Genomic DNA, 16823 nt, shown 5'->3' on the forward strand with positions numbered 1-16823 from the left:
CTGAATACTAATTCCTGTCTTCCAACAACGGTACAAACCTGAAATTTCCGAATTCGGTTTTTTCAAATTCTGTTTCAGATTTTCTTTCCAAAAGTGTCATTATTTGAGTGTCTTTTCCCACGGGAATGACCATTCTTCCTCCAACTTTTAACTGACTCAGTAAAGGATTCGGCACAAAAGGAGCACCAGCTGTTACAATGATCCTGTCAAAAGGGGCATAATCGGGCAGCCCTTTATAACCGTCACCAAAAGCCAGATATCTTGGGCGGTATCCTATTTTTGAAAGAAAGAGCTTGGTGCGCTTGAACAATTCAAGTTGTCTTTCAATGCTGTAAACTTTTGCACCCAACTCACAGAGAACGGCAGTTTGGTAACCACTTCCAGTACCTATTTCCAACACGGCATCTCCTTTTTTTACCTGCAGCACTTCAGTTTGAAAAGCAACAGTATAAGGCTGGGAAATAGTTTGATCGGCAGCAATTGGAAAAGCCTTATCCTGGTACGCATGATCTTCGAAGCTGCTATCCATGAACAAATGCCGGGGGATCTTTTTAATGGCATCAAGAACTTTCTCATCCCTGATCCCTTTATCTTCCACGACCTTTGCCAGTTGTAACCTCTTTCCCTGATGTTTGAGCGTATCCTTTCGCACCTTTTAAGTTTTGAAGGCCAAAATTACATAAAGATTACCTCAGGTTAAAGAAAATTTGAGATTTGCCGCTTTTATTCACTCCTAATTGGCATTGGCTTTAGTCCAAGAAATGTTATTTTTGTTGAAAACCATTTATTATGCTCAAAGCCGGCGTCCTGGGTGCAGGACACTTAGGAAAAATCCATCTGCGTTTGCTCCAGGAATCTGAAAAATATGATCTTGTGGGCTTTTACGACATAGATGAGAACAGTGGCCGCAAGGTTCAGAAAGAGTTTGGATATAAATATTTCAACAATTTAGACGATCTCATAGCCGCCGTAGACGTGGTTGATGTGGTCACTCCTACCCTTTCTCACTTTGAAGTGGGCCAAAAGACCATAAAAGCAGGAAAACATTTATTCATAGAAAAGCCTATTACCAACACGGTAGAAGAGGCCGAACAGCTGGTTAAACTGGCTAAAGAATACAATGTTAAAGGCCAGGTAGGTCATGTAGAAAGATTTAATCCCGCTTTCCAGGCGGTTGCAGATAAGTTTGAGAACCCTATGTTCATCGAGGCCCATCGCCTGGCGGAATTTAATCCGCGGGGAACAGATGTGCCGGTGGTACTCGACCTTATGATCCATGACATAGATGCTATTCTTAGCGTGGTAAAATCTGAAGTTAAGGAAATACAGGCCAGCGGAGTTTCAGTTATTAGTGACACTCCCGATATTGCCAATGCACGGATTCTTTTTGAGAACGGTTGTGTTGCAAACTTAACAGCCAGCAGGATCTCCCTGAAAAACATGCGTAAATCCCGCTTCTTTCAACGTGACGCTTACATCTCGGTCGATTTTCTCGAAAAGAAATGCGAGGTCGTGAAAATGAAAGATGCTCCTGAAGTTCCCGGAGATTTTGATATGATTCTTCAAAATGCCGAAGGTCTAAAAAAACAGATCTATTTTGACAATCCGGAAGTGAACCCGAATAATGCCATTTTAGAAGAACTAAATTCGTTTGCCGCCGCCATTGAGAACAACACCACGCCAATAGTGAGCCTTGAACAGGGAACACAGGCACTGCGTGTGGCAAAACAGATTATTAACTCATTTAACTAATATCTTTTATGAAAAATATTGCAGTTATTGGTGCAGGAACAATGGGGAACGGAATTGCCCATACTTTTGCCCAATTTGGTTATAAAACAAATCTTATAGATATTTCAGAAGAAAGCCTGGAGAAAGGGATGAAAACCATTTCGGGCAATCTTGACCGCATGGTTTCTAAAGAAAAGATCTCTGAAGAAGATAAAACCAATACCCTCAACAACATCACCACTTTTACCCAAATTTCAGAAGGTGTGAAAAATGTAGATCTTGTTGTAGAGGCCGCAACAGAAAATGTAGATCTCAAACTGAAAATATTCAAACAGCTGGATGAAACCTGCTCTTCAGAAACCGTACTTGCATCGAACACTTCTTCAATTTCTATCACCAAAATTGCCTCGGTAGTTTCAAATCCTGAAAGGGTAATTGGAATGCATTTTATGAATCCGGTGCCGGTGATGAAGTTGGTGGAGATCATTCGTGGCTACAACACCAGTGACGAGGTAACTTCAAACATCATGGAGCTTTCAAAAAAGCTGAAAAAAGAACCTGTTGAAGTAAATGATTATCCGGGGTTTGTGGCCAATCGCATTCTTATGCCAATGATCAATGAATCTATTGAAACCCTTTACAACGGGGTGGCGGGAGTTCAGGAAATTGATACGGTTATGAAACTGGGCATGGCGCATCCTATGGGTCCGCTACAGCTTGCCGATTTTATTGGGCTTGATGTTTGCCTCTCTATTCTCGAGGTGATGTACAGCGGCTTTAAGAATCCAAAATACGCTCCCTGTCCTCTCCTGGTAAATATGGTGCAGGCAGGAAAACTTGGAGTGAAATCGGGAGAAGGTTTTTATGACTATTCTGAAAGCAGGAAAGCCGAAAAAGTCTCTGGCCAGTTTACCTCTTAAAAATGGTATTTTTCGAACTTATTTAATCAGCAGCATTTGGCAAAAATAATTCCTTTCAGGGCAGTACGGCCTTCCCGGGATAAGGTGGGCCTTGTGGCCTCGAGACCATATCAGGAATATTCGGTGGAAGAAGTGAGGTTTCAGCTGGAGCACAATCCATTTTCTTTTCTGCATATTATTAATCCGGGATATAAATTTCAGAAGGAAATATCGGGAAGTGAGCGGTTTCAGCTTGTAAAGAACCGCTACCTTGAATTTAAAGAAGAAGAAGTTTTTATTCAGGATGAAAAGCCGGCATATTATATTTATAAAACTATTTCCCGGCACCAGGCTTACTGCGGAATTATCGCGGCCACAAGTGCACTGGATTATGAAAATAATGTGATCAAAAAGCACGAGGATACAATTTCTCAGCGGGAACAACTTTTTAAAGATTACCTGAAGACGGTGGGCTTCAATACTGAACCAGTGTTGCTCACTTATCCTGACAGCCCGGTGATAAACGAGATCACTACAGCGGTAATGCAGGAGCGGCCCGAATATGAGTTTTCTTCTTTGAACCGTGATGTACATTACATGTGGATTGTAGATGATCCTGATAAAACGGAACAAATTAGAAAGGAATTTGAGCGCATGGAAGCGATTTATATCGCCGATGGCCACCACCGCAGTGCCTCGTCATGGCTGTTGGCAAAAGAGTCGCGAGAAAAGAACCCCAATCATACCGGAGAAGAACCTTATAATTTCTTTTTGAGCTATATGATAGCCGAAAGCAACCTGCAGCTATATGAGTTCAACAGACTGGTTCGCGACCTTAACGGACTTGGGAAAGAGGAATTCTTAATTGAGCTAGACGAGTGGTTTCGCATAGAAAACAGGGGCACGCAATTTTATAAACCTTCCAAAAAACATCATTTTTCGATGTATTTGGATGGAGAATATTATTCGCTTTACCTGCGAAGAACAAACTATGAGTTTACAGATTCTCTAAGCAGCCTCGATCCTTACATCCTGTTTATAAAGGTGCTTAGACCTATTTTGAATATTACAGACCTCAAAAACGACAATAGAATATCATATCTTCCCGGAAGAAATGAAACTTTTGACGTGAAAAAGGCTGTAGATGAAGGCGAATTTGCCGTTGGCTTTGGGATGTTGCCATTAACTATTGAAGAAATAAAGCAAATTGCAGATGCCGGGTTAACCATGCCCCCAAAAAGCACCTGTATTGAGCCAAAACTAAGAAGCGGTCTTACCGTGTATGAATTTTAGAGCTATGAACATTGCAGAGAACATCAAATCATTTAAAGCAGAAATTCCTGAAGAAGTCACTCTTGTTGCTGTTTCCAAAACAAAACCCGAAAGTGACATTTTAGAAGCCTATAACGCCGGACAAAGGATCTTTGGTGAAAATAAGATCCAGGAAATGACCGAAAAATGGGAAAACCTGCCTAAAGATATCAAATGGCACATGCTGGGCCACGTGCAGCGCAACAAGGTAAAATATATGGCAGAATATGTGAACCTTATTCACGCCGTAGATTCCCTGAAATTGCTGAAGGAAATTGAGAAGCAGGCAAAAAAGTACGACCGAACCATAGAGTGTCTTCTGCAAATAAAGATTGCCGAAGAAGACACTAAATATGGAATAGATGTTGATGAAGCAGACAGCATATTACAGTCACAAGCCTACCGCGAGATGACTCACGTTAAGGTGGTTGGATTAATGGGAATGGCTACTCTCACTGAAAAAGAAGAGAAGATAAAAAAGGAATTTAGTTATTTAAAGACTACTTTTGATAACTTTAAGTCAAGGTATAACTCCCTGCATACTTTATCAATGGGCATGAGCGGCGATTATAAGATCGCAATTGAGTGTGGAAGCACGATGATAAGAGTGGGAAGCGCCATTTTTGGCGAAAGAAATTACAATTAAGAAGAAATAGCATTTGTACGCAGTTTTAGACATAGAGACTACCGGTGGGAAATATAATGAAGAGGGAATAACTGAAATTGCTGTCTATAAATTTGACGGTCATCAAATCGTTGATCAATTCATTAGCTTAGTTAATCCTGAAATACCCATTCAGCCATTCGTTGTTGGTCTTACCGGCATTAATAATGACATGCTCAGGAATGCTCCTAAATTTTTTGAAGTTGCAAAGCGCATTCTAGAGATCACAGAGGGGGCTATTTTGGTGGCACACAACGCCAAGTTCGATTATCGAATTCTGCGCACCGAGTTCCGCAGGTTGGGTTTCGATTATGAGAGGCAAAGTCTTTGTACTGTAGAACTTTCCCAAAAACTTATCCCCGGCTTACCGTCATACAGCCTCGGAAAACTGGTGAGATCGTTGGGTATTCCCTTAAGTGACAGACATCGGGCTACCGGCGATGCCCAGGCCACGGTCAAGCTCTTCAAGATGCTGCTTGCCAAAGATTCAGAAAAAGAGATTTTAAAGAGTTCGGTTCGCAATGCGCCAAAGCTGAAGATGAACACCAAACTGGTACAGCTGCTGGACGAACTACCTTCAATTACCGGGGTTTACTACCTGCACAATGAAGATGGAGACATCATCTTTATTGGAAAAAGCAAGAATATCAAGAAAAGGGTAAACCAGCACTTCACAAGTGATAACAAGAAATCACGGGAAATTCAGAAAGAAGTTGCTTCTGTAAGCTATGAAGCCACAGGAAATGAATTAAATGCTTTGCTCAAAGAAAATGAAGAAGTAAAGCGCAACAAACCCAAATACAATAGATCTACAAAACGCTCCCTTTTTTCTCATGCCCTTTACCAGGCCAAAGACAATGAAGGTTATATTCATTTAAGGATTGGTAAAATTGATGGGCGCAAGAAATATATTACGGCTTTTACCAACCTGCAACAGGCAAAATCTACTTTAGAAAAGATCCTTAAGGAGTACGAGTTGTGCCAAAGCTTTACCGGCTTTTATGAAGGCGCCGGCAGCTGCTTCAACTACAACATGAAAGAATGCCGCGGGGCCTGTGCGGGAGAAGAAGGCGCTTCAGAATATAATGAGCGGGTAAGAAAGGTACTTGAGGCCTACAGCTATGAAAAGAAAAATATGCTGGTGATTGACCGTGGAAGGGATATTGATGAAAAGAGTGCATTATTAGTCGAAGAAGGTGAATTTAAAGGGATTGGGTACTTTAACCTCAACTATCAGTTGAACAATCTGGAGATCATAAAATCGATCATTACACCTATGAAAAATGACCGGGATGCCCAGCAAATCATTCAGAATTATTTGAGGAAGAACAATCGTTTAAAAATCATCCATCTTCATCCGCATGAATAAATATCTACTGCTCCCAATTATTTTATTTACAGCAGCACTTTCTGCCCAGGATTTTTTCAACACTCAGAACCCAGATGTAATTTTTAACGAACTTAAGGCAACAGTCTACAGTAAAGACTCTACTGCAAATGCCTTTTACATCTATGAAGATGGCTACAGCCGCTTCCAGTCTTCAGGAGATTACAACCTTCTTACCGACTATAAAGCAAAGATCAAGATCCTCAACAAAGAAGGTTTTCCTCATGCCAGTGTGCAGATAAAGCTTTTTAAGGGAAATAATGGAGAGGAAGAGTTACACGACCTTAAAGCTACCACCTATTACCTGGAAAACGGGAAGCAACAGGTTCGCCACCTCGACCCTGCTCTCATTTATACTGAAGAAAATCCTGAATACAATATTGTAAAGTTTACTTTCCCCTCGGTGCAACCGGGAGCAGTTCTGGTATATTCATATCAAAAAGAATCTCCTTATTATTTCAATTTCGAAACCTGGTGGTTTCAGGAAAGCATTCCTAAAGTATATAGTCGTTATCTGGCCGATATTCCGGGGAATTACAGGTATCACATAAAAAAAATAGGAGAGCAGCCGCTTGATGTGGAGAACAATGAGATTAAAAGAGACTGTTTTTCTATAGAAGGAATTCCGGGGCAGGCCGACTGTAGCCGGTCTGAATACGTGATGAAAAATATTCCTGCCTTTAAAGAAGAGGAATATCTTACTTCCAAATTCAATTTTATTTCCCGTATAGAATATGAGCTTGAGGAGATTCTTTACCCTGACGGCCGGGTGAAAAAATTCACAAAATCCTGGAAGGATGTTGATCGCGAGCTCAAAAATGATAATGACCTGGGAAAACAGCTTAGAAAGACCAAATGGGTACGCGAGGTTCTTCCGGAAAGTTTAAGTAGTAAAGCAAATAATCTTGAAAAAGCGCGGGAGATCTTCGAGTTTGTAAAAAGTAATTATAAGTGGAACGGGGAATACAATATTTACAGAAATGTAAGTATTAAAGAACTTCTTGAAGATAAGACTGGCAATGTTTCGGCTATAAACATCCTGCTACATAATCTTTATGTCGAAGAAGGATTCAATGTTCTTCCCCTATTAAGCTCTACCCGACAAAATGGAATGCCCACTAAATTATACCCGGTACTTTCTGAATTTAATTACCTCATGGTGCAGCTTGATATTGACGGAAAGACTTTCCTACTGGATGCTACCGAGAAAAATACAGACTTTGGTGTTATCCCTTTTCGTACTCTAAACAAGTATGGAAGACTACTGGATTTTGAGAATGGTAGCCGTTGGGTAGACATAGAACCAGAAGTCTACTCCACTATTACTATTCAGGATTCTATAAAGCTAAACAGTAATGGAACCACAACCGGAAATTCAATTCATAATTTTTCCGGCTACCACGCACTTGCAGTCAGGAATAAGTTGGACGAGATCCAACCCGAAGAGATCTTTCAGTCCCTCACAAATGCAAATTCCCATACCAGAAGTCTTGTGGCAGTTCCTGAAAAGATAGAGGACAAGGTAAAAATCACTTTCAATCTTCATAACTCCAGCCAGAAGATCAACGACCTGATCTATATGAATCCTTTCAGTTTTAAGTTTTTTAAAGAAAATCCCTTTAAACTAAAGGAAAGAACCTATCCCATTGATTTTGGGTATAAAGATGTTTACACCTACAATATCAGCCTTGTTATACCCGAGACACACGAATTCGTTGAATTTCCCGAGAACAGGAGAATAAGTCTTCCTGAAAAAGGTGGCTCATTACAATTCCTGACCCAAAAGGTAAATGATCATTCTGCAATTATACACTGTAGAGTATCATTCCCTCAATCTGTTTATAGCGCTGGGTTCTATCCTTATTTTCAGAAGTTTTTCTCTGAACTACTTAACATACAGGAACATTCAATAATTCTGGTAAGGGAAAAAGTGTAAAAAAACCTTAAGTTTTTTTAGCTGTAAAGCTTTAATTATAAAACAATTCCCCTTCCAAATAAATAGGTTCTCCTGAAAAATCCTATTTTTAGGCTGTAATTCAATTTGCGTGGCCCAAACAAACATACCTTCCTGGAAAAGTAAACTTCATGAAATTATTTATGAAGCCGATACGCCTGCGGGAAAAGCTTTTGATATTGGTTTGCTCCTGGTAATTGTACTGAGTATTGTACTGGTTATGCTGGAGAGCATCCCCGGCATGAGTGACAAATACTACTGGCAGTTTTATACAGCCGAATGGATCATCACCATCATATTTTCTATAGAATACATGCTGCGGATTATTGTAATTAACCGGCCAACCCGCTATATTTTTAGTTTTTACGGCATAGTAGACCTCCTCTCTACCCTGCCAACCTATCTGGCGATCCTGGGAGGCGGGCATAACCTATTATTCGCTGTGAGGGCTTTGCGATTGCTGCGTATCTTCAGAATTTTAAAAATCACGAGGTATATTGGAGAGTCAAACCGGCTCTTACTTGCATTGCGTAACAGTCGCGCAAAGATCCTGGTTTTCCTGTATGCAGTGGTTATTTTATGTGTCATTATGGGCACGGTGATGTACCTGGTTGAAGGGCCCGAAAATGGTTACACCAGCATCCCTACAGGCATTTACTGGTGTATAGTGACCCTTACCACGGTGGGCTTTGGTGACATTCACCCCGTGACTCCCCTGGGGCAGTTTATTGCCTCGGTGATCATGATTACCGGTTATGGTATCATTGCTGTTCCCACCGGAATTGTGACTTCTGAATTCAGCCGTGCCTCGGCAAGGGAAATTCCTGTGAACACGCAGGTTTGCCCATATTGTAATGAAACCAAACACCTCGATAAGGCAGAATACTGTCATAACTGCGGAAATCCCCTTAATGAATAAGAAATACCTCATTGCCGTTGTAGGCCCTACAGCCATTGGAAAAACATCTATGGGAATTGAGCTTGCCCGGCATTTTAATACTGAAATTATCTCGGCCGATTCAAGGCAGTTCTACAAAGAGATGCAAATAGGTACTGCGGTACCTTCTGAAGCAGAGTTAAAAGCTGCACGGCATCATTTTATTCAGCATATTTCTGTGGAAGAAGATTATTCTGTAGGAGATTTTGAACGTGATGCCATACAACGTCTTCAGGAGTTATTTTTGAAGCACGACGTGGTGGTGATGGTTGGCGGCAGCGGACTTTATATTGATGCGGTAGTAAAAGGTCTTGATGAATTTCCGGAAGTAGATCCGAAAATCAGGCTTAATTTGAAGGAGAATTTGGAGCAAAAAGGACTGGAAACCCTTCAGGAGGAACTCAAAACCCTTGATCCGGAGTATTATTCCGAAGTTGATCTACAGAATCCGCAACGGGTAATACGGGCACTGGAAATTTGCAGGGGCACCGGGAAACCTTATTCAGACTTCAGAAAAAAGAACTCAAAAAACCGCTTTTTTGACACCTTATACGTGGGAATCTCTGCGGAACGCGAAATTATTTATGACCGCATTAACCACCGGGTTGATATCATGATGCAACAGGGCCTTTTGGAGGAAGTAAAAGCACTTTTTATGAAGCGGGAACTGAATGCATTAAATACGGTGGGATATAAGGAAATTTTCAAATATCTCGAAGAACGATGGGATCTTGAAACTGCGGTAAGTGAAATAAAAAAGAACACCAGAAGGTTTGCGAAACGACAACTCACCTGGTTTAGGAAAAATGAAACTATCAACTGGTTTGATGCAGAAACGCCTCCCAACGAGATCATCACTGCTATTCAGAAAAAAATTACTTTATAATTACCCTTTTTAAGTACTCTCGCCCATTGGTGTAGATCACAAGCGGATATACTCCTGCCTGGTAAGCACTTAAATCAAGCTGATAATCTGGAATGGGCTGACTGTTGTCATATTGCTGCTCGCGAAGGAACCGGCCTCTAAAATCGAAGATTTCAATCCTGTTTATTTGCAGCCCGGGAGAAAGTTCGAAGCTTATCAAACCATCACCGGGGTTGGGGTACATGATCAAAGAATCGCGCTCGGGTGCCGGAGACGAATCACACACAATCTGCGGATCTTCAACCATCACTTTTACTGTGCAGGAACCACTTCCATTCACGGTAGAATAGGAAAGTACCACTTCGTTTTCTCCCAGGTCTTCACAGGTGAAAATAGATTGGCTCACACTATAAGTGCCGCTCATACCTCCTGTAAACAGGTCTTGTGGCTGTAGCTGGGCACTTCCATTCGCATTTAACGCAAGTACAAAAAGTGCCTTACACTCAATACCCGAAGGATTTTCTTCATATGGCTGCACCAGAATAGGTGTCTCGCAGGTACCCACATTTCCTGAATTATCTGTCACGGTAAGCAGCAGCTGCTGCTGCCCTAAATCGGCGGTGGTAAAGGAGGTACGGTTAAGGCTCATGGAGGCAATTCCGCAGTTATCTGTAGAGCCAGCACCAAAGTTTTCGGGAGAAAGGGTTGCAGTCCCATTTGCACCCAGGGTCAACACATAGTCTGCCTTACAATGGGCAACAGGATCTATATTATCCTCTACCTCTACCCTTATCTCGCAAGTTTGAGAGGAGTCATCTATTTTGGAAAATGTAATATAATTGGTACCCAAATCTTCACAGGTATAAGTGGTTTCCCCATAGAAATCAATATCCGACGAATCACCGTCAAACAAATCTTCGGCCTTTAAAATGGCATTTCCGTCGTTGTTTAATTGCAGAACGACTTCCTCTACACAATTGAGATCACCGCCCGTGCCCATAAATGGTCTCACATTTACGACAACCTCACAAAAATCGGAGTTTCCGGAAGCATCGGTTACTGTAAACCGCACAGTCTGAGTACCCACATCTTCGGTGGTAAAATTGTTTTTGCTCAAAGACATATCTTCGATCTTACAATTATCGGTAGAATTGAGGTCTACATCCTCAACAGATAATTGCCCCTGACCGTTTGCATCCAGTACAAGATCAATTTTGGAAATACAATTTACCCGGGGCGCCAATTTATCAACAACGGTCACTTCTACTTCACAGCTTCCGGTGTATTGACCGTTATACGTAGCAGTGATCATTTGAGGCAAGCCGATATCATCACAGGTAAAATCCATTTTACTCAATTCGAGCTGAATGTCTTCCTCTTCGCCGGTATAGGTGAGATTTAATTCTCTATATCCATTTTGATCAAGTTCCAATTCAACTGCATCTACACACCCCATATCTTTAAGAGGATCATAAGGCACCACGTTCACGGTAGCCTCACAGGTTGCGACATTCCCATTCACGTCTTCTACAGTTACCAAAATATCATTCTCTCCCACATCTGAAGTCTCAAAACGGCTTTTGTTCAGGCTTATGTTGTCTATTCCGCAATTGTCTTCTATAGTGGATAACAATATTTCGGGTGGAATTACCCCGAAGCCATTTTCGTTCAGGTGAATTTCTAGGTCATCGCGGCAATTAATGATTGGTTTGACGTCATCAACAGGATCAACTGTAAAAGAACATTCAGCAGTCTCGCCGCCTTCAGTCGCAGTAAGTGTAATTTCTGTTCTGCCGTAAATTAGAGTACCTGCAGGAGGATCCTGAGTAATTTGGGCTGTGGATGAATTTACAGTCGCTGAACTGGTATAATCTGGCAGCTCAAAAGAACAATTCTCTTCAAAGGAAGGAGTAAGATTTCCGGGACAGGTAATTTCCAGTTCATCCTCATCATCATCTATAATCAGTTGAATCTCACACGCAACAGATTGATTATTATATTCATCGGAAGCATAAATTTTTAATGTTGTGTCCGAAAATATTTCCTCGTCCACTTTCGGTTCCTGAATGTAAGTAATCATGGCATCACTTGTACAATTATCTCTAGCTACAACTTCTCCACTAAGATCGGGAACAAGAAATTGACCGTTAACGGCGGTAATAGTTCTTTGAGTACCTTGGGGACAGGTGGTGAAGACAGGGGCTTCTTCATCCTTTACTGTAATTGTCAACGTACAGGTGTCAATATTACCAGCTGCATCCCTTGCCTCGAATTCAATGTAGGTGTCCCCCACGGAGAAAAACGAACCTGAAACGGGACCACTATTAAAAATAGTTATAGCCGGTTCCCCGTCATTATCGGTAGCTGTGGGCAAATTGTATTCTACCACCGCTCCACATTCTTCGGGATCGGCTAATACTTCAATATTTGTGGGACATGTGATCACCGGATCTTCCTCATCATTACTTGCCGTTATGGTAACTGTGAAACTACAGGTGGCAGTTTCTCCGGAAGCATCTGTAACAACAAAGGTGTTTGTTATAATTTGTCCAACTGGAAACTCGCTTCCTGTTGGAAGACCGTTTGTTTGCTCCATTGTGACTCCTGAACAATTATCGCCATAGGTAGGTACTGTATAGTTCACTATTTTACCTGTCACTCCCAGGGGCACGGTTTCATTCACATCTGGTGGACAGGTTATGGTAGGAGGGGTCTCGTCAATTAGTTTCACATCAAAAATGCATTCATTTACAAAGTTTCCATTCTCGCCATCATAAACTTTAATATTTACTTTCAGAACATTCCCCTGTCTGGTTTCCGTTTGCACCAGATATTCCTCGTTAATGAAGTTTTGAAAATCTGATAATAAATAACTGAAATCTGTTTCTTCATATGTACAATTGGCATCCAGTTCGAGTTCAGGAATATCATTAGGATCGGGACATGAAAAAGTTGTTTGAGGAGCTGCTTCAAGTTTGACCGTAAAAGAACAGGAAGAAATATTACCGGCAGCATCTTCAGCAGAGATAATTACCTGGCCGCCCTGGGTAATTTCTCCTGGTGAAGGAGTTTGAGTTACAGCTACATTGGGATCACAGTTGTCACTTACCCGGTTACTATAATCTGGAAGTATGTATTTTCCTTGTCCGTTCCTGGGGAGAACAACTTCAGGCGGAGTGCAATCTATTACAGGTACAGTTTGATCCCATACCATAGAAAGAGTATTTGAAACCTGAGCAGGAATAGGTTGACATTCTATATCTACACCAACTCCTGCCTCTACGGAAACTGTGGCAGGTGTACATTCTTCGGCTATAGTAAGATCAGCTGTGAAGATATCGGGGAGCCGATTAAAATATTCCAAACCAAATTCAATGTTCAGCCGTCCAATATCTATACGGGCTTCATTTATTAAGAGAAAACCACATTCATCAAGAGCTAAATCTAATGGAATTTGAATTTCACTTTCAATTGTTGTTCGATGTATAAAAGAAGAATCAAAAACTTGTATGGAATAATCACCACCTGCCAATTGAAATACTAGAGCAAATATTGCAGCGAAATTATTTGGATCTACTTCTAAAAAATCACTAAAATTCACATCCCCGAGATCTGCAACGTAAATAAATCCATAATCATCGACAACCACACTACCGGGTGAATTCAACTCATTATTACCTCCAGGTATAGTATTCCCAGTATATTGCAAAGAAGAATTAAAAATTATGACTCTTCCATTTGCTCCCCCTCGATCAGTGATATAAATTTTACCTTTATTATCCACATCCAATCTAATTGGATTAACTAATTTTTCATCTCCAGGTTTTGGAAACTTATCATATCGTCCATCTGCATAATATACGTGTACAGAATTGTCATCTGAATCTGCAACATATAAATTATCAGCCTCATCAATAGCCAAACCAAAGGGACGACTAAATTCATCCTTGCCAGGATTAGCAGTGCTACAATTACCTCCTATTATATTATCTAAATTACCGTTTGAATTAAAAACTAGAATTCGGCAGTTTTCCGAATCTGCTATATAGATTTGGTCTTTACTATCTATGACTAAATCAAACGGTCGCAAGATTTCTTTGCCTGAATAGGAAGTTTTATATGTGATGAAGTTAGGATCCACAATACCATTTTCATCAAATTTCATAATCCCGTTCCCAACCGTCAATGCAAAAAATTCCCCTTTTGAATTCAAATCTAAAGAGAGAATTGCATCTTCATAATTGGATGCTCCTACTCTTGGAAGTAAACTTAAACTGTCCTCTTTAATATATTCTGGAGTTTCAACAAAAAAATTATCCAATGAACCTCCAGACCTGGTTACATCCCCAAGATCAAACCCATTTATAGGTTGGTCAAATTCAAAATTGATTGGTATTGGGTTTTGTTGGGTAGGACTATTTTCAGAACTGGAAATATTAACTCCATTCTGTGCATGTAATAAAGCCCCACAATTCAGAAGAAAAAAAAGAAGAAATAACCTTTCAAAAATGGCATTTTTGAGCCCTCTTGTATTTCGGCCACAACCAAAAAAATGCCGCAGGAGTACGGCAGTAAAATGACATTTTTGGATGGCATGAAGTCTCCTCATTTAGTGCAGGTTACACGCAAATATAAGTAAGTAAACGAAGACCCCCGGGCAGGAAAATGTTAACATGTAAATATGAGGACGTTGCTGCAGCTTAACTGCAGCAAGGCCCAAATACTTAGAAACTGAAATCTAATATGTTAACTCTGTGCTTCTTCTTTATTTCTTATAACAAGCCTGAATCCTTCCCCATGAATGTTAAGGATCTCAACGTTCTCATCCTTTTTAAGGTATTTACGCAGCTTGGCAATATAAACATCCATACTTCGGGATGTAAAATAGTTGTCGTCTCTCCAAATTTTTGTTAGTGCAAGCTCTCTTGGCATAAGATCGTTCTCATGTAAGGCGAGCAGGCGCAGCAATTCATTTTCTTTTGGAGAAAGTTTTGAAGGCTCTTCATCCCTAAACGTAAGGAAGCGGAGCTTTGAATTGAGGTGAAAATCTCCAATCTGGAATTCAAACTGCTTGCTATCGGCCACACTATCTGTAGCTTTACGCTGCATAATGGCTTTGATCTTCATAAGCAGTACCTCACTGTCAAAAGGTTTGTTGAGGTAGTCATCTGCCCCTACTTTGTAACCTTTCAACACATCTTCTTTCATTGCTTTCGCAGTTAAAAAGATAATTGGCACTTCTTCGTTCTTTTCCCGTATTTCTTTGGCCAGGGTGAAACCATCTTTATAAGGCATCATTACATCAAGAATGCAAAGATCAAAATCGTCTTTTTTAAACTTTTCAAATCCTTCCATTCCATTCTTGGCATGAGTGACCTCATAATCGTTCATGGCCAGGTAATCTTTTAATACCGTTCCAAAGTTTGGATCGTCTTCAACTAGTAAAATCTTCTTATTTTCAGTTTCCATAAATTAAGATATTAGTGGTAGTTTAATTATAAATGTACTTCCTTTTCCTTTTTCACTTTCCACGCTAATTTGTCCGTGGTGATCATCAAGGATACGCTTTGCATAGGCAAGACCCAGGCCGTGGCCTTTCACATTATGGATATCGCCCGTATGCTCACGATAAAACTTCTCAAATATTTTTTTCTGCACAGGTTTCGTCATTCCGCTTCCCTGGTCACGTACCTTCATTACAATGTAGTTCTTGACATTCTCGGTATAGATATCAATCTTTGGTGTATCTGGAGAATATTTTACTGCATTGTCCAGCAGGTTCACTATTACATTGGTAAAATGGGTCGGGTTTGCCAGAATGGAAGCTCTTAAAGCCCCAAAATGGGTTTGCACATACCCTTGTTTGTCTTCTATTATTAGCTCTACATGGGTGATTGCTTCTTCAATCAACTCATGCAAATCAAGTCTTTCTTTTTTAAGGTCCAGTTCGTTCTTTTCGAGCCGGGAAATTCGCAATACGTTTTCTACCTGGGCATGCATTCGTTTATTCTCATCCCTTATCATGCGGTGATAATGCGCCACCTTTTCGGGGTTGTTCATCACCTTCGGATTCTTAATAGCATCAAGCGCCAAATTTATTGTCGCAATAGGAGTTTTGAACTCATGCGTCATGTTATTAATAAAATCCGTTTTTATCTCGGATATCTGTCTTTGCCTTATCAACTGAGAGAGCGCACTGGAATAAGCTATCACAATAATAAGTGTAAAAATAATTGATAAAGCCGCCATCAAAGTAATGGAAGACAATACAACCTGTTTCTTTTCAGTGAAATTTACGAACAATTGGTAATTGTTACTGCTATTTCCCGAAGTAAAAATAGGCACCCTGTAAGTGGTCCTAGCATCAAGTTCAAAATTATCTGACTGTACCTTGGTAGCCAAACCATTACCGTAAATACCGTATTCAAAAGAGGTATTCATCCCCCTGTTGCTTAGCTCCGTCTGGATCAAGTCTTCAAGGTATGACCTGGAAACCCGCTCATGCAGAGGTTTCCTGCTCGTATATTCGCTCACAGTGGAACGGATAAATTCCTTCTCTACATCTTTCATCCTAAAGATGCGGTTGATCCTGCCAGTGGTAGAAAGCATATTCTCATTCATACTGTCGTTCTCCACCAGCTTTGACACCTTCCGGTTAATCAACTTTTTAAACTGAACGGTATCAACAGATGCATCCAGAAAAGCGGTAGAAAGCTTAAAATCTTCCTCTAAACTTCCCTGTGAAGATAGGTAAACATCATCTGAGAATTCTTGCTGTTCTTCAAATATTTCGTTTATAATAGCGCTGTCTGCCTGCGCCCCCAAACTGTCTACCAATTCCTGCATCGCGAAATAGTAGTTCTCCAGCTCGTTATTCTCTACCTCATTAGCTACTCTTCGCAGTATCTGTTTAGCATTAAAAGAGAACTGCTCTTCTTTGCTCTCAACTGTATTTTTTATCCAAAATCCCTGAACAAATATAATTCCTATAAGAGAGAGGCTCATGAGAACCACCAAAAGAAAAAATATCTTTTTGTTCATATCTTCAAAAGTATGATTTTAACATTTAGCCAAA

General features: G+C 40.6%; 12 protein-coding genes. 8 read left to right on the plus strand and 4 right to left on the minus strand.

Going from position 1 to position 16823, the window contains the following annotated elements; all coding sequences use genetic code 11:
* Positions 1–7: 7 nt before the first annotated feature.
* On the minus strand, positions 8–652 hold the full coding sequence (locus VS868_RS16210) for a protein-L-isoaspartate(D-aspartate) O-methyltransferase (RefSeq protein ID WP_345598724.1): 645 nt from the start codon (positions 650–652) through the stop codon (positions 8–10).
* Positions 653–789: 137 nt separating this feature from the next.
* Here VS868_RS16210 and VS868_RS16215 point away from each other — a divergent pair, with 137 nt between their 5' ends.
* From VS868_RS16215 to miaA, 8 genes are all read left to right on the plus strand, one after another.
* On the plus strand, positions 790–1752 hold the full coding sequence (locus tag VS868_RS16215; RefSeq protein ID WP_345598725.1) for a Gfo/Idh/MocA family oxidoreductase: 963 nt from the start codon (positions 790–792) through the stop codon (positions 1750–1752).
* 8 nt (positions 1753–1760) lie between these two features.
* Complete coding sequence (locus tag VS868_RS16220; RefSeq protein ID WP_345598726.1) at positions 1761–2651, plus strand: 3-hydroxybutyryl-CoA dehydrogenase; 891 nt, start codon at positions 1761–1763, stop codon at positions 2649–2651.
* A gap of 36 nt (positions 2652–2687) precedes the next feature.
* Positions 2688–3923, plus strand: coding sequence for a DUF1015 domain-containing protein (locus VS868_RS16225; protein WP_345598727.1), 1236 nt, complete (start codon positions 2688–2690; stop codon positions 3921–3923).
* Positions 3924–3927: 4 nt separating this feature from the next.
* Positions 3928–4587: a YggS family pyridoxal phosphate-dependent enzyme gene (locus tag VS868_RS16230; protein WP_266068880.1), complete on the plus strand. Its 660-nt coding sequence runs from the start codon at positions 3928–3930 to the stop codon at positions 4585–4587.
* Between the two features lie 13 nt (positions 4588–4600).
* Positions 4601–5974, plus strand: coding sequence for an exonuclease domain-containing protein (locus VS868_RS16235; protein ID WP_345598728.1), 1374 nt, complete (start codon positions 4601–4603; stop codon positions 5972–5974).
* On the plus strand, positions 5967–7928 hold the full coding sequence (locus tag VS868_RS16240; RefSeq protein ID WP_345598729.1) for a hypothetical protein: 1962 nt from the start codon (positions 5967–5969) through the stop codon (positions 7926–7928). Before VS868_RS16235 ends, VS868_RS16240 begins: the two co-directional genes overlap by 8 nt.
* A 109-nt stretch (positions 7929–8037) precedes the next feature.
* Positions 8038–8865 (plus strand): ion transporter, encoded by an 828-nt coding sequence (locus tag VS868_RS16245; protein ID WP_345598730.1) that lies wholly within the window; start codon positions 8038–8040, stop codon positions 8863–8865.
* On the plus strand, positions 8858–9769 hold the full coding sequence (gene miaA, locus VS868_RS16250) for a tRNA (adenosine(37)-N6)-dimethylallyltransferase MiaA (RefSeq protein ID WP_345598731.1): 912 nt from the start codon (positions 8858–8860) through the stop codon (positions 9767–9769). The genes VS868_RS16245 and miaA overlap by 8 nt, the downstream gene beginning before the upstream one ends.
* Here the strand turns inward: miaA and VS868_RS16255 are convergent.
* The 3 genes from VS868_RS16255 to VS868_RS16265 all read right to left on the minus strand — a co-directional run bounded on the left by VS868_RS16255 (position 9759) and on the right by VS868_RS16265 (position 16789).
* Positions 9759–14357 (minus strand): HYR domain-containing protein, encoded by a 4599-nt coding sequence (locus tag VS868_RS16255; RefSeq protein WP_345598732.1) that lies wholly within the window; start codon positions 14355–14357, stop codon positions 9759–9761. The two genes, miaA and VS868_RS16255, sit on opposite strands and share 11 nt — an antisense overlap.
* A 137-nt stretch (positions 14358–14494) precedes the next feature.
* Positions 14495–15217 (minus strand): response regulator transcription factor, encoded by a 723-nt coding sequence (locus tag VS868_RS16260; RefSeq protein WP_266068874.1) that lies wholly within the window; start codon positions 15215–15217, stop codon positions 14495–14497.
* Positions 15218–15220: 3 nt separating this feature from the next.
* Complete coding sequence (locus tag VS868_RS16265; RefSeq protein WP_345598733.1) at positions 15221–16789, minus strand: HAMP domain-containing sensor histidine kinase; 1569 nt, start codon at positions 16787–16789, stop codon at positions 15221–15223.
* Between the last annotated feature and the right edge of the window lie 34 nt (positions 16790–16823).

The organism is Salinimicrobium sp. 3283s (genome assembly GCF_039602225.1).
In the GTDB taxonomy this organism is placed as follows: domain Bacteria; phylum Bacteroidota; class Bacteroidia; order Flavobacteriales; family Flavobacteriaceae; genus Salinimicrobium; species Salinimicrobium profundisediminis.